We start from the raw sequence: 19,412 nt of genomic DNA on the forward strand, positions 1-19,412 counted from the left end.
CAGGTAGACGACGTCGAAGCCCATGTCCGCGATGGGTCCGAGCCGGTGCACGGCCGTGCGGAAGGTGCCGTGCGGCTGCTCGGCGGTGCCCTCCGAGCGGGGGAAGAACTCGTACCAGGAGCCGTACAGGGCGCGTTCGCGCTCGACCAGCAGCGGCATCGCATCGGAGGCCGTGACCAGCTCCCGCAACGGATGACGGGCCAGCAACGCCTCCACCTCCGGCGCCAGCGCCGCCTTCATGCGCTCGTGCACCGGCAGGCGGTCGTCGCCGAGCGCCTGAGCGGCGGCGAGGACGATGTCCCGCTCCGGCCCCTTCGGCACCCCGGCGGCCGCCCGCTCGTACAGCCCGGCGCCCTCCTCCAGCACCACCCCGATGTCGATCCCGGCCGGCACCTTGACCGCGGCGGTGTGCTGCCAGGTCGCCAGCGGATGACTCCACGCCTCCACCCGAAAGGTCCAGCGTCCCGTCGCGTCCGCAGTGATGTCCGCTCCCCAGAGATCACTGCCGGGCGACAGCTCCCGCATCGGCGTCCACGGGCCGCGACGGCCCTTCGGATCGCGCAGGACGACATTGGCGCCCACGGCGTCGTGCCCCTCGCGGAACACGGTCGCCGTCACTCGAACGGTCTCCCCGGCCACCGCTTTCGCCGGGCGCCTGCCGCACTCCACGGCCGGCCGGACGTCGCGTACCGGTACACGGCCGATGGCCGGGGTCCTGCGCATGTGTTTCACCTCCGCCGTGCGCGAAGCCGGGCACCCGGCCCGGCTTCGCGATCCGAGAGGGGGCCGGCCGATGCCGGCCCCCGTGGGGAACGCCTTGTACGGTGCCAGGTCAGGGCCTTGGCGCCGTGGAACGCCGCTCCGATGGCGGCGCTCTTCTGGCCGACCGGCGTGACCGCGGCCGTCCGTCCTGCTCGCGCAGGTAGCTGACCAGAGTGGTGCGCAGATAGCGCTCGGCTGCGTCCGCGGCCTCGCGGGCGCAGCGTTTGCCCATCAGTACGCACAGCGTGTAGCCCGAGTCCTCGAAGGCGACCCGGACCGTGCGGTCGTGGGGCGAGGCGAGCATCACGCGCTCCCACGCCCGGTAACGCCGCAACGCCCGGGCCACTTCGGCCTTGGCGGGTAGCAGCATTGCCCTCTTCACCTTCCACGCTCTCGACTGGGCGCGTTCCCGACGGTCGGGTGGTGTTCGCGCACGGAAGCGCACGGCACCGTTACGGCGATCGAGGCTTTCACTTATGGTGCACGGACGATGACGCAGCGTCTTGTTGGATCTTCAACGACGAGTGGTGTCGCCTGCTCGTGTTGCACGAATGGCGTAGCACCCGCACCGTAAGAGGTGACTCTGAAGCGATCAACGCTCACGCTCAGTGTTCCGGGACTCCTTCCGGACGCGCATCCGGGATCCCTCCCGGACGGGTGAGGGGAGCGAGAGCTTCGCCGGTGAGGAGCAAGCGACGATGAAGACCGCAGTGCCCTGCTACTACCACATCGATGTGGAAGTCAGTTCGGAACGGGTGGGACAGGTCAGCCGCATCCTGGCCGCCCACCTTCGCTACTGGGACCTCGACAACCTCGCGGTCCCCGTCTGCCGCGGCGCGGAACTGCTGCTGCGGGCGATCGACCAGCACGTCACCGACAAACGCACCTCGATCGAGATGTGGTGGAACGGCCAGCATCTCATCACCGCCTTCGGCGACGACGATCCGGATCTGCGTCCCGATCAGGACCTGCGCGCCGCTCTCGCCGACATCGCCGCCATGAGCGACGGCTGGGGCTGCTGCACCTCGGACAGCGGCAGCAAGATCATCTGGTTCTCGCAGCGTGCCCGCGCCGGTCAGCGCGTCCCGCTGGTGCCGACCGCCCCCGCGCCCACGCTGCGAAACGGGCTGACGGTGCCGCGCGAGATGCCGATGGCGGTGCTGGCCGCCCCGGCGGCGGCGGTGGACGACGCGCTCGCCGCGTCGGCCGCCTTCGCGGGCAGCGTAGTCGCCGCGCGGGCTGCGGTTCCGGTCGGCGCGCCTGCCGCGTGGGGCGCCGTTCCGGGCGGCGCCCTGAAGGGCAGCCGGTGACCGCCCGCTCCACTCGGAAGGGGCTGCCCGTGTGGAGCGGGCAGCCCTACCCTTTGGGCGCCGCGTTCGACGGACAGGGCACCAACTTCGCCCTGTTCAGCGAGGTGGCCGAGCGGGTCGAGCTGATCCTCGTCGACGACGCGGGCACCGAGACCCCCGTCCGGCTGCACGAGGTGGACGGATTCGTCTGGCACGCCTATCTGCCGGGCATCGTGCCGGGCCAGCGCTACGGCTACCGGGTGCGCGGCCCCTGGCAGCCCCAGCTCGGCCACCGCTGCAACCCGGCGAAGCTGCTGCTCGACCCGTACGCCCGGGCCGTGGACGGCCAGATCGACAACCATCCCTCGCTGTACGAGCGCGCCCCGGACGGCCCCGCCCCGGCCGACAGCGCCGGGCACTCCATGCTGGGCGTGGTCACCGATCCGTACTTCGACTGGGGCGACGACCGCCCGCCGCGCACTCCCTACGCGGACTCGGTGATCTACGAGGCCCATGTGCGCGGCCTGACCCGCGCCCACCCGGACGTCCCCGACCGGCTGCGCGGCACCTACGCGGGCCTCGCCCACCCCGCCGTCATCGAGCACCTGACCTCGCTCGGGGTGAGCGCGGTGGAACTGATGCCGGTGCACCAGTTCGTGCAGGACGGAGTGCTGCAGGACCGGGGCCTGTCCAACTACTGGGGCTACAACACCATCGGCTTCTTCGCCCCACACAACGCCTACGCCGCCTTCGGCACCCGCGGCCGGCAGGTCGACGAGTTCAAGGCCATGGTGAAGGCGCTGCACGCGGCCGGTCTCGAAGTGATCCTCGACGTGGTCTACAACCACACGGCCGAGGGCAACGAGAAGGGTCCGACCCTGTCCTTCCGGGGCATCGACAACGCGTCCTACTACCGGCTGGTGGACGGCGACTGGGCGCACTACTACGACACCACCGGCACCGGCAACAGCCTGCTGATGCGGCACCCCTACGTGCTCCAGCTGATCATGGACTCGCTGCGGTACTGGGTCACCGAGATGCACGTCGACGGCTTCCGCTTCGACCTCGCGGCGACCCTGGCCCGGCAGTTCCACGAGGTGGACCGGCTGTCGGCGTTCTTCGACCTGATCCAGCAGGACCCCGTGATCAGCCGGGTCAAGCTCATCGCCGAGCCCTGGGACGTGGGGGAGGGCGGCTACCAGGTCGGCAACTTCCCGCCGCTGTGGTCGGAGTGGAACGGCCGATACCGGGACGCCGTACGGGACTTCTGGCGGGCCGAACCCGGCTCGCTCGGCGAGTTCGCCTCCCGGCTGACCGGCTCCTCCGACCTCTACCAGCACAGCCGGCGCCGGCCGCGCGCGAGCGTCAACTTCGTCACCGCGCACGACGGTTTCACGCTGCGCGACCTGGTGTCGTACAACGACAAGCACAACGAGGCCAACGGCGAGGACAACCGGGACGGCGAGAGCCACAACCGGTCCTGGAACTGCGGTGCGGAGGGCGACACCGAGGACCCGGCCGTCCTCGAACTGCGCGCCCGCCAGCAGCGCAACCTGCTCGCCACGCTGCTGCTCTCGCAGGGCATCCCGATGCTCTGCCACGGCGACGAACTCGGCCGCACGCAGCGGGGCAACAACAACGCCTACTGCCAGGACGACGCGCTGTCCTGGATCGACTGGCGGCCGACCGATGAGCAGCGCCGCCTCATGGACTTCACGAGGCGGCTGATCGCCCTGCGCGCCGCGCACCCCGTGCTGCGGCGCCGCCGCTTCTTCCGCGGCGAGACCGCGACCAACGCCGCGCAGCCGCTGCCCGACCTGATGTGGCTCAGACCCGACGCCCGCGAGATGACGGCCCGGGACTGGCAGCGCGACGACGCGCACTCGGTGGGCGCGTTCCTCAACGGCGACGCCATCGCCGAACGCGACTCCTACGGGCGCCGGATGGTCGACGACTCCTTCCTGCTGCTCGTCAACGGCTACTGGGAACCGGTCGACTTCCGCCTGCCCGACGCCTCCTTCGGCGAGCGCTGGACGACCCTGATCGACACCGCGGACCCCGACGGCGTCCCCGACGAACGCGAACACAAGGCCGACACGAGGCTTCGCGTGGAGGCACGCGGCCTCGTTGTGCTGTCGCGCCCGTCGCGCCCGTCGCGCCCGTCGCGCCCGTCGCGTTCTTCGCGCTGAGCACCCGTCCGCGGGGCCGTCGGCTCAGCGGACGCGGTGCGAGGTCACCGTGAACTGCGCCCCGTCCTGGTCCCGCAGGATCGCCTCGTCCTCGTCCTCCCTCAGCACGCTGCCGCCGTGCTTCTCCGCGGTCCGGGCGCAGTCGATCACATCCGCGACGGCGAAGTGGATCTGCCAGTGCGGTCGTACGGAGGGGTCCGGCGCGGCTTCCTCCGCGCCCGAGTCGATCCGCGCCACGATGTCGCCCCGGCTGCGCAGCACCACCTCACCGCCCTCGTACTCCACCTCGCAGCAGCCCGGCTGCCCGGACGCCCAGCCGAGGATCTCGCCGTAGAAGATCGCGGAGTCGAAGGCGTTGCGGGTGTGCAGCCGCACGAAGGTCGGCGCCGCCCGCCGCCACGCCTCCCAGTTGGAGACCAGCTCCCCCTGCCAGATCCCGAAGGTGGCCCCGTCCCGGTCGGCGAGCAGCGCGGCCCGGCCCGGCGGGAAGGACAGTGGCCCGACGGCCGCCGTACCGCCGCGCTCGCGGGCCCGCGCCACCGCCACGTCGGCGTCCGGCACGGCGAAGTACGGCGTCCACGCCACCGCCATCTGCCACATGGCGGCGACGGCGGCGATCCCCGCCACCGGCACGCCCTCCGCCAGCGCGATACGAAAGTGCTCGCCGAGCTTGGCGCCGCGCCAGCGCCAGCCGAGCACGGCCGTGTAGAACTCCTGGGTGGCCTGAAGATCACGGCTGGTCAGGCTCACCCAGCACGGGGCGCCGAAGACGGAGTGCGTGGAGACGATGTCTCGCTTGCGCGGTCCGCCGGCGGCGGGGGCGGGGGCGTCATGGTTCATGGCAGTCGCGTCCTGCTCTCGGGGCCGGGCGGCCACCGGTCTGGCACCAGTGTCCAACCTCGAAGGGGTCGGATGCCTGTCGAGCACCCCGGCTGGCATCGGTGCAGGTCGCCGAGGACGATGGGGGCATGGGAGCGAGCGAGCCCGAAAGGATCTCCGAGCTGCAGGCGGAAGTCGACCAGTTGAAGGAGGCCGTGGCCTCGCACGCGGTCGTCGACCAGGCGATCGGGATGATGGTGGCTCTCGGCCGGGTGACGCCGGACGAGGGGTGGGAGGTCCTGAAGGAGGTCTCCCAGCACACCAACATCAAGCTGCGCAACATCGCGGAGCTGATCCTCATCTGGGGCCGCCGCGGCGACATCCCGCCCGCTGTGCGCGCCGCCCTGGAGGACACCCTCGACCGCTACGGCCCCACACAGGTGCCCGGGGCCCTGGAGGAGTGAGCCCCGGCGCGCCGCAGGGACCGGCGGGGCCGAGCCGGTTCAGCGGGCCTCGGCGAGCAGCTCCTCGCGCAGCCGGTCGCAGCAGCCGCTGAGCAGCCGGGAGACGTGCATCTGCGAGATGCCGAGCTGCTGGGCGATCCGGGTCTGCGTCATTCCCCGGAAGAACCGCAGGTAGAGAATGGTGCGCTCGCGTTCCGGCAGGGCCTGCAGACATGGCCTGACGGCGGCCCGGTCGACCACGAGGTCATAGCCGGGGTCGGGGTCGCCGAGGGAGTCCCCGAGGGCGTAGCTCTCGGTGCCGGCGATCTCGGCGTCCAGGGACAGCGCGGAGAAGCACTCCAGCGCCTCCATGCCGGTGCGCACCTCGTCCTCGCTGAGCCGCGTGTGGGCGGCGATCTCCGCCACGGTGGGCTGGTGGCCCGAGGTGCTCTGGGTCAGCTCCTTGGCGGCCGAGCGCACCCGGTTGCGCAGCTCCTGCACCCGACGGGGCACATGCAGGGTCCACATGTGGTCGCGGAAGTGGCGCTTGATCTCTCCGGTGACGGTGGGGACGGCGTACGCCTCGAAGGCGCGCCCGCGTCCCGGGTCGTAGTGGTCGACGGCCTTCACCAGGCCGAGGGCGGCCACCTGGTACAGGTCCTCCAGGGCCTCCCCGCGGCCGCGGAACCGTACGGCGATCCGCTCGGCCATGGGCAGCCACAGCCGGACCAGTTCGTTGCGCAGCGCCCGCCGCTCGGGGCCGTCGGGCAGCCGTGTGAGCCGGGCGAAGGACTCGGCGGTGTCGGGGGCGTCGTCGTGAGGGTGTGGTTTCGTGCTACCGGTGACACGCATGGTGCGCACCTCTCTCAGCAGGTGCTGGATGAACAGACACCGTGGGAGGCGCGCTCGGACCGGATCGACGGGACAGGGGCACCGGGGCGGCCGGGCGAGAGCCGGCTCCCACGGACGTGCCTCCGGTCCGAAGCACTGACCTCCGTTTTCCCTCTCGCGGACATCACCAAACAAACCAGGGCAATGAGGATGCGGTCCGACCGTTCTTGACCCGCTCTTGGAAGGCATTATCTCTGTAACAGAGATAATATTCTGATGTGGAACCCGAGATGGCCCGGCGGGCGGCGACGGAGTCCGAGACCTTCCCCGAAGAGCTGGCGGACGCGCTGACGCGCATCCAGCGGCTGATCCGGCGACGGCTGCGGGGCGGCATGAGCGTGCCCCGGCTGCGGGGCGCCGAGGTGGAGCTGTTGCGACTGGTCGAGTCCCGGCCCGGCATCGGCATCTCGGACGCGGCGCGGGCGCTGCACCTGGCGAGCAACTCCGTGTCGACCCTGGTCAACCAGCTCGTCCGGGACGGCTACCTGCTCCGCGAGACCGACCCCGCCGACCGGCGTGCCGCACGGCTGCATCTGACCGAGGCCGCCGAGAAGCGGCTCGGGGACTGGCAGCGACGCCGGGCCGAGCTGGTCGTGCGCCATGTGTCCGGGCTCGACGAGGCCGACCGGGCGGCCCTGCGCGCGGCCCTGCCGGCGCTGCGCAAGCTCGCCGCCGGCCTGCACGAGGAGGCCGAGGACGAGGACGGAGGCCGACGATCATGACGGAGGTCCAGACACCGTGACGGAGGTCCAGACACCATGACGAGGGACACCACCGACACGCCCGCCGACACCGCGGACGACGGCCCCGGCGTATCCGCAGACACCCTGGCGGCGACGTCCGGCGCATCCGCCGAAGCCGCCGCCGACGGTACGCCCGGTGCGGGGCGGGCCGCCGTCAGCTGTAGTCGGCTCGACTACGCCTTCGGTGACACCCGTGCCGTCGACGGGCTCGATCTGGCCGTCCACGAGGGCGAGGTGTTCGGGCTGCTCGGGCCCAACGGCGCCGGCAAGACCACCGCCATCCGCTGCATCACCACCCTCCTGCCCGTCCCCACCGGCATGGTCCGCGTCTTCGGGCACGACGCCGCGAAGGAACGGATGGCGGTACGCCGTCTGCTCGGCTACGTCCCGCAGCAGTTGTCCGCCGACAGCGGGCTCACCGGCCGGGAGAACGTCGCGCTCTTCGCCCGCGTCTTCGACGTGCCCCGCCGCGAGCGCGCCGCACGCGTCGCCCAGGCGCTGTCCGCCGTCGGTCTCGCCGACGCCGCCGACCGGCTCGCCGGCACCTACTCCGGCGGTATGGTCCGCCGTCTCGAACTCGCCCAGGCCCTGGTCAGCGCCCCCCGATTGCTGATCCTGGACGAGCCCACCATCGGCCTGGACCCGATCGCCCGCACCGACGTCTGGGACCACATCAACGCCGTCCGCGCGGCCACCGGCATGACCGTCCTCGTCACCACCCACTACATGGACGAGGCCGACCAGTACTGCGACCGCGTCGGCCTGATGCACCGCGGCCGTGTCCGCGCCCTCGGCACCCCGGACGAGCTGCGCCGGGGCCTGGCGGAGCGCCGGGGCGCCGACGCCCTGCCCACGCTGGAGGACGTCTTCCGCGACGTCGCGGGCAGCAGTCTCGACGACAACTCCAAGGGAGGTTTCCGCGATGTCCGCAGCACCCGCCGCACCGCGCGCCGCGTCGGCTGACCGCACCCGTGCCGACGGCACCGACCTGCTGCTGCGCCCGCCCGTCCCGCGCGCCGGCTGGCGGCTGCTGCCCGCCCGGGTCGTCGCCATGTGCGCCGTCGAGCTGCAGAAGCTGCGGCACGACCGGACCGAGCTGTACACCCGCGCGGTCCAGCCCGCCCTGTGGCTGCTGATCTTCGGCCAGACGTTCACCCGGATCCGGGCGATCCCCACCGGCGGCGTCCCGTACATCGACTTCATGGCGCCCGGCATCATCGCCCAGTCGGCGATGTTCATCGCGATCTTCTACGGCATCCAGATCATCTGGGAGCGCGACGCGGGCATCCTGAACAAGCTCCTCGTCACCCCGACCCCGCGCTCGGCACTGATCACCGGCAAGGCGTTCGCCGCCGGCGTGAAGTCGCTGATCCAGGCGATCGTCGTCATCGTCATCGCCGCCCTGCTCGGCGTGGCCCTCACCTGGAACCCGCTGAAGCTGCTCGGCGTCGCCGTCGCGGTGGTCCTCGCCTCCGTCTTCTTCTCCTGTCTGTCGATGACCATCGCGGGCATCGTCCTCAGCCGCGACCGGCTGATGGGCTTCGGGCAGGCGATCACCATGCCGCTGTTCTTCGGCTCCAACGCGCTGTACCCCGTCTCGGTGATGCCGGGCTGGCTGCAGGCCGTCAGCAAGGTCAACCCGCTGAGCTATCAAGTCGACGCCCTGCGCGGCCTGCTGCTCGGCACGCCCGCGCATCTCGGCACCGACTTCGCCGTCCTGGTCGTGGCCGCCGCGCTCGGCATCGCCGCGGCCTCCTCGCTGCTCGGCCGCCTGGCCCGGTGATCTTGCCGTGGACGTGATGTGCGGCACGCACCCGCAGGGTGTCGAAAGCGCTGCCCGCGCATACTTCCTGGGCAGCGCTTGATCACCGATCAAAGCGGGCGAACCCCCTGGCCACAGCGCATTCTGCTCATTTGACAGTGCGCTCGGAGCACAGATAGACAGCAGCTCTCGAAGGTCGAGAGGGGCACTGTGTACGAGCCGAACGTGGTCGGGGACTGGCACGAGTACGACGAGCATGCCGGTCTGCGGGTCCGCGTCCACCGTCTGGAGGCGGCCGAGCCGCCGCGCGGACGTGACGACGCGGCCGTCGGCCTGACGTACTTCAGTGTCCGGGTGACGGTCGAGAACCGCGGTGCGCGGCACTACGGCATCCATCTGGAGGACGGTCAGATCGACGTCCGGGTCGGCCCCGACGGCGAGGGCGCGTTCATCGACTGGCGCAACTCCCAGTTCATCGAGGGCTTCGACGTCTACCCGCTGCGCCGGGCCACCGCCGTGGTCTACGCCGCCGCCCCCGAGGCCGCCCTGACGCACGTGGATGTGCAGGTGCAGCTGCGGGTGGAGGAGGAGTGGGCCGACCGCCGGCTGTGGGCGGGCGGCATCGGTGTGCTGGAGTCGACCGCGGCGGCCGCCCCCACGACCGCCGGGCAGGGCAGCCTCGCCCACCAGGTCAGCGCCTTCCTGCGGGACCAGACGGAGCCCGGCACCGCCTGACGCGGGCGGCGCGAGCCCCTGCCTCGGGCGCGCGAGCCCCTGTTCCGGGCGGCGCCGCGCGCCGTAGGGCCGATACCGGGCCGCCGTACGCGGCTCAGTGCGGGATGCCGTCGATGATCTCCCGGGCGCCCTGCCGCAGCAGCGCCACCGCGACCGAGGTGCCGAGCGTGGCCGGGTCGAGCCGGCCGGCCCACTCGTGGGCGTTCAGCCGTGTCTTGCCGTCCGGAGTGAACACACAGGCCCGCAGGGACAGTTCCCCGCCGCCGTCCACGCGCGCGTAGCCGGCGATGGGGCTGTTGCAGTGCCCCTGCAGCACATGCAGGAACATCCGTTCGGCCGTCGCCTCGCGATAGGTGTCCGGGTGGCCGAGCCCGCTGACGGTGTCGATCAGATCGGTGTCGTCCTCGCGGCACTGCAGCGCGAGGATGCCCGCGCCGATCGGCGGCATCATCGTCTCCGTCGACAGCACCTCGCTGATCACGTCCGTCCGGCCGATCCGCTCCAGACCCGCCACCGCCAGCAGCAGCGCGTCCGCTTCGCCCTCGGCCAGCTTCTGCAGCCGGCGGTTGTCGTTGCCGCGGAAGGGCACGCACTCCAGGTGCGGGTGCGTCGCGGCCAGTTGGGCCACTCGGCGTACCGACGAGGTGCCGATCCGGGTGCCGGCCGGCAGTTCGTCCAGGGTGAGACCGTCCGGGTGCACCAGGGCGTCACGGATGTCGTCCCGCTTCAGGAACGCGGCGAACACCGTCCCGGCGGGCAGCGGCCGGTCGGCGGGCACGTCCTTGACACAGTGCACCGCGAGATCGGCCTTCCCGGCCAGCAGAGCCGCGTCCACCTCCTTGGTGAACGCCCCCTTGCCCTCGACCTTGGCCAGATCGCCGAGCCATTTGTCGCCGGTGGTCTTCACCGGAACCACCTCGGTGCGCACACCCGGGTGGAGTACGGCCAACTCGGCGCGGACCCGCTCGACTTGGGCCAGGGCCATGGGGGAGTCGCGGGAGACGATACGGATCAGTTCGGGAACCGGCATGCGCACACGATAGACCCCGCGGCCTGAGCCGGGCTCGACAGCCCGGTCTCACCCGAGGCCCTCGGGCAGGTCGGCCGCCGACCCCTGCGGCGTCAGATCCGGGCGCAGCCGCAGCCACGACGGCTGGCGCAGCAGCCCGGCCCGGGTACGGGTGCTGTAGCCGACCTCTCCCACCAGTTGGGGCAGCACCCAGCGGGCGTCCGGGATCCGGGGCGCCGGCTCGAAGGGGCAGCGGGCGCTCGCGGCGGCTGCCAGCAGCCGCGCCAGTTCGGCCCGCTCCGCCTCGCTCCAGCCGGTGCCCACCCCGCCGACGTACCGCAGCCGGCCGTGCGCGTCACGCTGACCGAGCAGCAGAGCGCCGGGCAGCCCGCTCAGCCGCCCCTTGCCCGGCAGCCAGCCGCCGACGATCACATCCTCGGTGCGCAGGTTCCGGATCTTGATCCAGGCGCGGGAGCGCACTCCGGGCTCGTACACCGAGTCCAGCCGCTTGCACACCAGGCCCTCCAGGCCGTGCTCCCTGGTCGCCGCGAGTGCCTCGGCGCCGTGTCCGGTCACGGCACCCGGCGTCGACCAGTACGGCCCGGCCAGGCCCAGCTCCGTCAGCCGGGCCCGCCGCCGTACGTACGGCTGCCGTACCAGGGACTCGCCGAGATGGGGCACGTCGAACAGCACCAGGTGCACCGGCACCCGGGCGGCCCGGCGTGCCGCCCGTGCGGGGGAGTGCGCGAGGCCCATCCGGCTCTGCAGCAGCTGGAAGTCGGCCCGGCCCTGCTCGTCGAGGGCGAGCACCTCGCCGTCCAGTACGGCGGGCGTGGTGCCCAGCGCGTCGGCGAGCGGCCGCAGTTCGGGATAGGCCGCGGTGATGTCCTCGCCCGAGCGGGCGCGCAGCCGCACGCTGCCGTCGCCGGGCAGATAGACCATCACCCGCTGCCCGTCCTGCTTGGTCTCGTACGCCCACCGCTCGTCCTGGGCGGCGGACGGCAGGGTGCCGGCGGTGGCGAGCATCGGTGCGATGAGCGGCAGGGGTACGGCGGTCACGGCTCAAGTTCTCGACCGCTCCCGGCCCCCTCACTCGCACGGGCCCACCGGTTCCCCTGATCGGGCCTGGGCGCGTGAGGGGGCCGGATGACCGCTCGGTTCAGGTGCGGGTCGTCGCGATGCTGACCGCGTTCGCGGCGACCACGGCCCCGATCCCCGCCCACTCCGGCAGGCCGAGCCCCTGTCCGAGGACCACCCGGCCGACCACGGCCGCCAGCACCGGGTTGACGCTCATGAACAGCCCGAAGGTCCGGGCCGGCACTGTGCGCAGGGTGAGCAGATCGGCGAGGTAGGGCACGGCCGACGACAGCACGCCCGCCGCCACCGCGCACAGCACGGCCCCGGCCGTCGGCGGATGCCGTACGGCGAGGAGGATCCCGGCCGGCAGGAAGGCCACCGCGGACGCGCACGCGGCCGCCGCCGTTCCCTGCGCACCCGGGACACGCCGCCCGACGATCCGGTTGAGCACGATGTACGACGCCCAGCAGCAGGCCGCCACGAGTCCCAGGCCCATCCCCAGGTAGTCGGCGGACGGCTGAGGGCGCATCAGCACCACGACTCCGGCCGCCGCCAGCGCCGCGCACCCGGCGTCCAGCCGGCGCCGCGAGGCGGCCAGCGCGATGCTCAGCGGCCCCAGGAACTCCAAGGTCACCGCCAGCCCCAGACCGATCCGGTCGATCGCGCTGTACAGGCTCAGGTTCATGGTGCCGAAGACCCCGGCGAGCAGCAGCACCGGCCACCACTGCCGCCGGGTGAAGGCGCGCAGCCGCGGCCGGTCGACGGCGACCAGGACCAGCGCGGCGACGTACTGGCGTACCGCCACCACCCCGAGCGGACCCAGCACCGGGAAGGCCAGCGAGCCGATTGCCGCGCCGGTCTGGTTGGAGAGGCCGCTGCCGAACATGGTCGCCAGCCCGGTCGGCCGGGCCGGCGCGAGGCGCCGGCCCGCCGGGGACGTCGTCGGCGCGGGACGGGGGAGGACTCGTCGCATGAACGGAGCGTCCGCCCGCCCGCACCTTGCGCAAAATGCATGCGTGTCTCGATCTATACGCTGGCCGTATGGATGAGGTCGAGCTTCGGCAGCTGCGCTGTCTCGTCGCCATCGTCGACGAGGGCACCTTCACCGACGCGGCGATCGCCCTGGGGGTGTCCCAGGCGGCGGTCTCCCGCACCCTGGCGGGTCTCGAACGGGCCCTGGGGGTACGTCTGTTGAGGCGCACCTCGCGCGAGGTGACCCCGACGGCGACCGGATCGCGGGTGGTGGCACAGGCCCGGCGGGTGCTGGCGGACGTCGCCGACCTGGTCCAGGAGGCCACGTCGGGGCACACCCGGCTGCGGATCGGCTACGCGTGGTCGGCGGTCGGCCGCCACACCGTCGCCTTCCAGCGCCGCTGGACCGCCGCGCATCCCGGGATCGATCTGCATCTGATCCGTGTCAACACGGCTTCCGCCGGTCTCGGTGAAGGCGCCTGCGATCTGGCGGTGGTGCGCCGGCCGCTGGAGGACCGCCGGTTCGACTCGGCCATCGTGGGTCTGGAGCGCCGCCTGTGCGCGATGGCCGCCGACGATCCGCTGGCCCGGCGCCGCTCGGTGCGCCTTGCCGACCTCACCGCCCGCATCCTCCTGGTCGACCGGCGCACCGGCACCACCACCCCCGAGCTGTGGCCGCCGGACTCCCGCCCCGCCGTGGCGGAGACGCACGACGTCGACGACTGGCTCACCGTCATAGCCGCCGGTCGCGGCATCGGTGTCACCGCGCAGTCGACCGCGAACCAGTACCCGCGGCCCGGCATCGTCTACCGGCCGGTGCGCGACGCCGAACCCGTCGCCGTACGGCTCGCCTGGTGGCGCGACGATCCGCACCCCGCCCTCCAGGCGGTCCTCGAACTGCTCACCGAGCTGTACCGGACGAACTGAAGACGACATTGCTGACGATCCTGTGTGGCTGGATCTGCGCTCGCAATCCCTGACCGGGCGCCCCGTCCGCTTCCCGGTGCTCACCCCTGCTCGTTCGGTTCCACGTCGAGGCCGGTGCAGGCCAGTTCCCCGTCCACCTCGGCGCACGCCTCCACGCCCCGGGGCGAGGACACCGAGAGCATGGGGCTGCTGTCCCCGGCCGGGTCGTTCGCCGGATAGCCGGCCGAGAGGACGTTCTGCCCGGCCCGCACCGACACCTCGTGCGGCTCGGCCGACCTCAGCCGCACCTCGGACCAGGCGGTTCCACAGGCGGGCGAGTAGCGCAGCCGGACGGTGTAGGCGGGGTCGGTGACCGTGCTCGTGGTCTGCGCGTCCCTGGCGCACGCCGATGCGTCGGGCAGCTCGCCCTGGCAGGAGCGGCCGTGGCAGCGGGGCACCGCCGACACGGGCTGTGCGGCGGGCGCGGTGCCCGGCCGCGCGCACAGGGCGACGGCGGCGGCCACCGCCGTCGCCGCGCCGCACAGCGCGAGCACGGACAGCGGCAGCCAGGGCGCCCGCCAGGACGGCGGCCGCCACAGCCGCCGCATGCGGCCCGGCCGCTCGGGCGCGGCGTCCGCGGCCGGGGGGACGTCGGCCGCCTCCCACAGCGCCAGCACGGCCTCGGGATCGGCGCCGGCGAGCCGGCACAGCGCCTCCACGGCGGGTCTCGGCGGCGGTGTGCCGCCGGACAGATAGCGATGCCACGCGGACTTGCTGTACGGGGTGCGCGCGGCCAGCGCCGCGAGGCTCAGCCCCGTACGGTCCTTCAGATCACGCAGTCCCACCACCAGTGGCTCGTCCGCTGTGGTCGACGCTTGGGGGTGCCGCATCGTGCGTCCTCGACTCCCTTTCCACCACGGGCTTCCCCTATGGGTGTTTTCGCCCCTGTTGTCGGAATGGCTTCCCAGGGGCGGGGCGCCTGCAACGCCTTGTGAGGTATGAGGAAGGTGAAGTGCGCGGGCGTACCGAAGGCCCGTTCGGGGGTCGTCGAACGGGCCTTCGGCGGTCAGGTGGTGCGGCGGTGTTGTGCCGTCAGCACCAGGGGAGGGCGGCGCGGTTGGCGCGGACGTAGTGGGCCGTGACGTAGCCCGTGTGGTGCGGCAGCCGGTACCAGGTGCGGTTGCCGTGCACCCAGGAGCCGTGCGTCTTGCAGACGAGCACCAGGTGCCGGCCCGTGTGCCGGTGGCCGATCACCCGGTAGCCGGTGCCCGGACCCGAGCGTACGTTCAGCCGGGTGTGACGCGTGGCGACCCGGCCGGTGACGGACCGGACGTGACGGTACGACACCGGCTGCGCCAGGAGCCGGTAGTGCATGCGGTACGGCGCGGTGCGCAGGGTGAGCCGGTAGGCCATGGCCCGCTCGAAGGAGCGGTACACCGCGCCCTGGGCCGCGAGCCGGTGGCCGCGGTACACGCGGTGGGCGTGGTGCCTGCGCAGGTGGTGGAAGCGGTGTGCGGCGTGCCGGTGGTGGGCGCGGTGGTGGATGTCGTACTGGGCGACGGCGCTGGGCGCCGGGTGCTGGGCGGCGGCGCTCGCCGCCGTGGCACCGGCCGCCGTGGGCAGGAGGGCGAGCACCGCGACCGCGGTCAGCAGGCCGCTCTTGAGAGCCCGTCGGATCATGGAAACCTCCGGCTGTCGTTCTCGTGACCACGAGCAGTGATCACGACAGCCAGCGTTTCCGTGACGCGCCGTCAGGATGCCGTTCCGCCGTCCCCGGGGACGGCCGGGACGTCCCACGGGACGAGCGCCGCGAACCGTGACCCGTACGGCGCCCCGCCCAGCGGCGTTCCGGCGTCCTGCCCGTCCCGGCGGGAGTCCGGGTGACGTGTCAGAGCGTCTCGGTGAAGGTGACGGACCGCTCCTTCAGCAGGGGGAACACCGTGCCCCGGATCAGCTCCGCGAAATGGCCCGTCTCCTTGTGCGCCTCGAAGCCGGCCCGGTCGGTGTAGCGCTCGTACAGTACGAACGCCCCCGGCTGGTCGACGACCTCGTGCGCCTCGTAGGCGAGGTTCGCGGGCTCCGAGGGGACCAGTTCGCGCATCTTGCGCAACGCGTCACGCACGGTGTCCGCGTCGGCGGGGGCGCACTGGTACTGGGCGACGACGGCGAAGGCCATGGGGTTTCTCCGGTGTCAGGAACGACGGTGGACTCGCCGATTCCAGCACGCCCACGGCGACGGGCGGGCGGTGCGACACGCGGCGCCCACCCGCCGGCGCGGGCGGAGCACCGGGCCGATGCCGTGCGGCAGGCGGGGGCACCCTCGCGCCTACCGTCCAGTAATATCCCGCGCGGTACCCGCCCGCGCGCTCGCCCCGGCGTGGCCGCCCCCCGGGTGCCGCCGCTGCCGTGGGCCCGGGAAGCGCCCGGAGACGAGGAGGACCGTCATGACGGAACGCATCGAGGTCGGGGACAAGGCCGAGGACTTCGCCCTGCCCGACGAGACCGGCGCCACCCGCCGGCTCGGCGACCTGCTGGCCGACGGGCCGGTGGTGCTCTTCTTCTACCCGGCCGCGCTCTCCCCCGGCTGCACCGCCGAGGCCTGCCACTTCCGCGACCTCGCCGCCGAATTCGACGCCGTCGGAGCCCGGCCCGTCGGCATCAGCGGCGACAGCGTCGACAAGCAGCAGGAGTTCACCGGCCGGCACGGCCTCGGCATGCCGCTGCTCTCCGACGCCGACGGCACGGTCCGTGAGCGGTTCGGCGTCAAGCGCGGGTTCTCGCTCGCCCCCACCAAACGTGTCACGTTCGTGATCGCCGAGGACCGCACGGTGCTGGAGATCGTCCGCAGCGAACTGCGCATGAACACCCACGCGGACCGGGCTCTCGCCGCCCTGCGCGCCCACAAGGCCTGAACGGCTCCGGCCCCGCGCCGGACGCCCCGGTGCGCTCCCGCGCTTGATGTGCCGAGGCAATCGGAACATCCTGGGGCATATGAAGCATGGCGCCGCCGTGGCGGTCATCGACGCCCTGGGTACGGTGACCGGGTGGAGCGAAGGCGCGCGGCGGCTCACGGGCCGTCCCGCCGCGGAGGTCGTGGGCCGGCCCGCGACCGAGCTGCTCGCCGAGGGCATCCCGCGGGACACGCGCGCCGCGCTCGCCGGCACGGTCGCTCTGCGTCACCGGGACGGCCGGCGCATCGACCTCTCCGTCACCGCCTGCCCCCTCGCCGGACCAGACGGCCGGCCCGTCGGCTTCGTCGTCACCGCCGAGCCGCCCGGCACCACCCTGGCCGCCGCGGCCTTCGAGCAGGCCTCCATGTCCATGTCGGTCTTCGACCTCCAGCAGCGCTATCTGCGCGTCAACGACGCCGCCAGCAAGGTCATGGGCGTCCCCGAGGCATCGCTGACCGGCCGGTTCTTCCCGGAGACCGTGGCCGACGCCGAGTACAACCGGGGCTTTGCGCGCCACCTCCGACAGGTCGCCGAGACCGGCCGGCCCGTCCGCTACGAGAGCTTCGCCGGCGCACCCGCGCTGAACCGGGAGCACCTCTGGAGCATCGAGATGTGGCCGCTGCACGCCGCCGACGGCGAGCTGTCCGGCGTCGCCATGGCCGCCTTCGACAACAGCGAGCAGTACTGGGCCCGGCGCCGCCTCGCCCTGCTCAACGAGGCGACCACCGGTATCGGCACCACCCTGGACGTGGTGCGCACCGCCGAGGAACTGGTCGACATCCTCGTCCCGCGCTACGCCGACTTCGCCAGCGTCGACCTGCTCGACTGGGTGCTCGGCGCGGACGAGCCGCCGATGATGCCGGACGCCGGTGTCGTACTGCACCGCATCGCCCACGGCTCGACCCGCGAGGGCAACCCCGGCGCGGCCGTCCGCATCGGCGAGACCTACGTGTATCCACCGAACTCGCCGCCCGCCCGCGCCCTGCGCGAGAGCCACGCGATACTCGGCCAGGCCGGCGAACCCGAGTTCGTCGAGTGGCTGGAGGAGCGCAACGCACGCTCGCCGGAGGGCCGCCCCTATCGGCAGGGCGTCCACTCCGTGGTCGCGGTGCCCCTGCGGGCCCGCGGCACCACCCTGGGCGTCGCGGTCTGCGTCCGCTCGACGCACCCCGACGACTACGGCCCCGACGACGCCGTCTTCGCCGAGGAGCTGGGCAGCCGCGCCGCCGTCAGCATCGACAACGCCCGCCGCTTCGCCCGCGAACGCACCACCGCCCTCGCCCTCCAGCACAGCCTGCTGCCGCGCGGCCTGCCCGGGCAGGCCGCGGTCGAGGTGGCCCACCGCTATCTGCCCTGCGGATCACTGGCCGGCATCGGCGGCGACTGGTTCGATGTCATCCCGCTCTCCGGCGGCCGGGTCGGCCTGGTCGTGGGCGACGTCGTCGGCCACGGCATCCAGTCCTCGGCCACCATGGGACGGCTGCGCACCGCCGTACGCACCCTCGCCGACGTCGATCTGCCGCCCGACGAACTCCTCACGCACCTGGACGACCTGGTCACCCACCTGGGCGCCGAGGACATCGGCCAGGAGGTGGCCGAACTCGGCGCCACCTGCCTGTACGCCGTGTACGACCCCGTCTCCCGGCGGCTCAACCTGGCCGCCGCCGGCCACCCGGCCCCGGCCGTCGTGCTGCCGGGCAACGCCGCCGAGTCCGTCCCCATGAGCGCCGGACCGCCGCTCGGCGTCGGCGGGCTGCCGTTCGAGGCGACGGAACTGGTACTGCCCGAGGGCTCCGTCGTGGCGCTCTACACCGACGGCCTGATCGAGGACCGCGGCCGGGACCTCGACGGAGCCACCGAGGAGCTGCGCCGGGCCCTCGGCGCTCCCGCCGCCTCCCTGGACGCCCTGTGCGACGGCGTCCTGAAGGCCGTCCTGCCCGACCAGCACAGCGACGACGTGGCCCTGCTGCTGGTGCGCACCCGCGCCCTCGGCGCCGACCGGGTCGCCACGTGGGACGTGCCGCCCGACCCCGCCGAGGTCGCCGCGTTCCGGCAGGCGGCCGGCGAGCAACTGGCCGCCTGGGGACTGGACGAAGCCGCCTTCGTCACCGAACTCGTCGTCAGCGAGCTCGTCACCAACGCCATCCGCTACGGCGAACCGCCCATCCAGCTCAGGCTGATCCGCGACCGCGCGCTCATCTGCGAGGTCTCCGACGCCAGTTCCACCTCACCGCATCTGCGCCGGGCGCACGCCTACGACGAGGGCGGGCGCGGACTGCTGCTGGTCGCCCAGCTCACCCAGCGCTGGGGCAGCAGACAGACCGGCCGGGGCAAGACGATCTGGGCCGAGCAGGCGCTGCCCGGCACCTGATCACTGGAACGGGCAGCCCGGGTTCGGCGCGTCCTCCGAGAACGGGGAGCCGTGCGGCAGCACGTAGAGCACGTCGAGCACGAGCGGGGTGTCGCCGAGGTTGCGCCCGATGTGGACGTACCCCCGGCCGGCCGGTTCCTGGATGACCGCGCCCGTCCGGTACACGCCGTCCGTGGTGCAGCCGGAGTCGAAGTGGCTGAGGGTGCCCTGCTTCACCACGCCGTACACCGGGCCGTCGTGGAAGTGCCAGCCGGTGCTCTGGCCGGGCGGGATGGTGATCTCCCGGAGCGTGTAGTCGGTACCGCCGACGGTGGCCCGGCTGATGATCCGGCCCGTCATACCCGGCCCCGGAGGGGTCGCGTGGGCGGGGGTGCCGGCCAGAGCGGCGGCGACGGTCAGCGCGCCGGTGACGGCGGCACGGAGAGCGGTACGCATGCGGGGCCTTTCGGGACGCGGTCGGGTGTCGCGGTGAACATAGAGCCGGCGAGGGCGC

General features: G+C 72.8%; 21 protein-coding genes. 10 read left to right on the plus strand and 11 right to left on the minus strand.

Features of this window, described 5'->3' with window-relative positions:
- The coding region (locus tag AQI95_RS31970; RefSeq protein ID WP_159056614.1) for a maltotransferase domain-containing protein at positions 1-723 on the minus strand (723 nt) is incomplete at its 3' end.
- A gap of 109 nt (positions 724-832) precedes the next feature.
- The gene (locus tag AQI95_RS31975) at positions 833-1,132 is read right to left on the minus strand and encodes a DUF5133 domain-containing protein (protein WP_067131899.1); all 300 of its coding nucleotides are present in this window, start codon (positions 1,130-1,132) and stop codon (positions 833-835) included.
- Between the two features lie 328 nt (positions 1,133-1,460).
- Here AQI95_RS31975 and AQI95_RS31980 point away from each other — a divergent pair, with 328 nt between their 5' ends.
- Positions 1,461-2,072: a pep a2 gene (locus AQI95_RS31980; protein ID WP_244188911.1), complete on the plus strand. Its 612-nt coding sequence runs from the start codon at positions 1,461-1,463 to the stop codon at positions 2,070-2,072.
- Complete coding sequence (gene glgX / locus AQI95_RS31985) at positions 2,069-4,240, plus strand: glycogen debranching protein GlgX (protein ID WP_107121810.1); 2,172 nt, start codon at positions 2,069-2,071, stop codon at positions 4,238-4,240. The genes AQI95_RS31980 and glgX overlap by 4 nt, the downstream gene beginning before the upstream one ends.
- Positions 4,241-4,264: 24 nt before the next feature.
- Here glgX and AQI95_RS31990 read toward each other — a convergent pair whose 3' ends face one another.
- Positions 4,265-5,080 (minus strand): VOC family protein, encoded by an 816-nt coding sequence (locus tag AQI95_RS31990; protein WP_067131902.1) that lies wholly within the window; start codon positions 5,078-5,080, stop codon positions 4,265-4,267.
- 128 nt (positions 5,081-5,208) lie between these two features.
- Between AQI95_RS31990 and AQI95_RS31995 the strand changes: the two genes are divergently transcribed.
- Positions 5,209-5,523, plus strand: a complete 315-nt coding sequence (locus AQI95_RS31995; RefSeq protein WP_067131905.1) for an ANTAR domain-containing protein — start codon at positions 5,209-5,211, stop codon at positions 5,521-5,523.
- 39 nt (positions 5,524-5,562) lie between these two features.
- Here AQI95_RS31995 and AQI95_RS32000 read toward each other — a convergent pair whose 3' ends face one another.
- Positions 5,563-6,354 carry an RNA polymerase sigma factor SigF gene (locus AQI95_RS32000; protein WP_067131908.1) on the minus strand — a complete coding sequence of 264 codons (792 nt, stop codon included), beginning with the start codon at positions 6,352-6,354 and terminating at the stop codon, positions 5,563-5,565.
- Positions 6,355-6,623: 269 nt separating this feature from the next.
- Between AQI95_RS32000 and AQI95_RS32005 the strand changes: the two genes are divergently transcribed.
- The 4 genes from AQI95_RS32005 (at position 6,624) to AQI95_RS32020 (ending at position 9,633) form a co-directional block, all read left to right on the plus strand.
- A complete protein-coding gene (locus AQI95_RS32005) occupies positions 6,624-7,115 on the plus strand; it encodes a MarR family winged helix-turn-helix transcriptional regulator (RefSeq protein ID WP_067131911.1) in 492 nt (163 codons plus the stop codon).
- Between the two features lie 36 nt (positions 7,116-7,151).
- On the plus strand, positions 7,152-8,099 hold the full coding sequence (locus AQI95_RS32010; protein ID WP_244188912.1) for an ABC transporter ATP-binding protein: 948 nt from the start codon (positions 7,152-7,154) through the stop codon (positions 8,097-8,099).
- The gene (locus tag AQI95_RS32015; protein ID WP_067131914.1) at positions 8,059-8,919 is read left to right on the plus strand and encodes an ABC transporter permease; all 861 of its coding nucleotides are present in this window, start codon (positions 8,059-8,061) and stop codon (positions 8,917-8,919) included. Before AQI95_RS32010 ends, AQI95_RS32015 begins: the two co-directional genes overlap by 41 nt.
- Positions 8,920-9,108: 189 nt before the next feature.
- Positions 9,109-9,633, plus strand: a complete 525-nt coding sequence (locus AQI95_RS32020; RefSeq protein ID WP_067131917.1) for a hypothetical protein — start codon at positions 9,109-9,111, stop codon at positions 9,631-9,633.
- Positions 9,634-9,727: 94 nt separating this feature from the next.
- Here AQI95_RS32020 and hemC read toward each other — a convergent pair whose 3' ends face one another.
- From hemC to AQI95_RS32035, 3 genes are all read right to left on the minus strand, one after another.
- Entirely contained in the window at positions 9,728-10,669 is a 942-nt protein-coding gene (hemC, locus tag AQI95_RS32025) for a hydroxymethylbilane synthase (RefSeq protein WP_208614320.1), read from the minus strand.
- A 42-nt stretch (positions 10,670-10,711) separates the two neighbouring features.
- Entirely contained in the window at positions 10,712-11,668 is a 957-nt protein-coding gene (locus AQI95_RS32030; RefSeq protein ID WP_079071607.1) for an ATP-dependent DNA ligase, read from the minus strand.
- 133 nt (positions 11,669-11,801) lie between these two features.
- The gene (locus AQI95_RS32035; protein ID WP_067132417.1) at positions 11,802-12,614 is read right to left on the minus strand and encodes an EamA family transporter; all 813 of its coding nucleotides are present in this window, start codon (positions 12,612-12,614) and stop codon (positions 11,802-11,804) included.
- 146 nt (positions 12,615-12,760) lie between these two features.
- On the opposite strand from AQI95_RS32035, the gene AQI95_RS32040 reads away from it, so the two are divergent.
- Positions 12,761-13,618 (plus strand): LysR family transcriptional regulator, encoded by an 858-nt coding sequence (locus tag AQI95_RS32040; RefSeq protein WP_067131925.1) that lies wholly within the window; start codon positions 12,761-12,763, stop codon positions 13,616-13,618.
- 80 nt (positions 13,619-13,698) lie between these two features.
- On the opposite strand, the gene AQI95_RS32045 is transcribed toward AQI95_RS32040, so the two are convergent.
- The 3 genes from AQI95_RS32045 to AQI95_RS32055 all read right to left on the minus strand — a co-directional run bounded on the left by AQI95_RS32045 (position 13,699) and on the right by AQI95_RS32055 (position 15,773).
- Positions 13,699-14,487: an XRE family transcriptional regulator gene (locus AQI95_RS32045; RefSeq protein WP_079071584.1), complete on the minus strand. Its 789-nt coding sequence runs from the start codon at positions 14,485-14,487 to the stop codon at positions 13,699-13,701.
- Between the two features lie 202 nt (positions 14,488-14,689).
- Complete coding sequence (locus AQI95_RS48395; RefSeq protein ID WP_067131931.1) at positions 14,690-15,277, minus strand: SH3 domain-containing protein; 588 nt, start codon at positions 15,275-15,277, stop codon at positions 14,690-14,692.
- Between the two features lie 208 nt (positions 15,278-15,485).
- Positions 15,486-15,773, minus strand: coding sequence for a putative quinol monooxygenase (locus AQI95_RS32055; RefSeq protein ID WP_067131934.1), 288 nt, complete (start codon positions 15,771-15,773; stop codon positions 15,486-15,488).
- Between the two features lie 268 nt (positions 15,774-16,041).
- Here AQI95_RS32055 and AQI95_RS32060 point away from each other — a divergent pair, with 268 nt between their 5' ends.
- Together AQI95_RS32060 and AQI95_RS32065 are read left to right on the plus strand one after the other, a co-directional pair.
- Positions 16,042-16,509: a peroxiredoxin gene (locus AQI95_RS32060; RefSeq protein WP_067131937.1), complete on the plus strand. Its 468-nt coding sequence runs from the start codon at positions 16,042-16,044 to the stop codon at positions 16,507-16,509.
- Between the two features lie 79 nt (positions 16,510-16,588).
- Entirely contained in the window at positions 16,589-18,919 is a 2,331-nt protein-coding gene (locus tag AQI95_RS32065) for a SpoIIE family protein phosphatase (RefSeq protein ID WP_067131940.1), read from the plus strand.
- Here the strand turns inward: AQI95_RS32065 and AQI95_RS32070 are convergent, their stop codons facing one another.
- Positions 18,920-19,354, minus strand: a complete 435-nt coding sequence (locus AQI95_RS32070) for a cupin domain-containing protein (protein ID WP_067131944.1) — start codon at positions 19,352-19,354, stop codon at positions 18,920-18,922.
- Between the last annotated feature and the right edge of the window lie 58 nt (positions 19,355-19,412).

It is taken from the genome of Streptomyces yokosukanensis, from assembly GCF_001514035.1.
Lineage (GTDB): Bacteria > Actinomycetota > Actinomycetes > Streptomycetales > Streptomycetaceae > Streptomyces > Streptomyces yokosukanensis.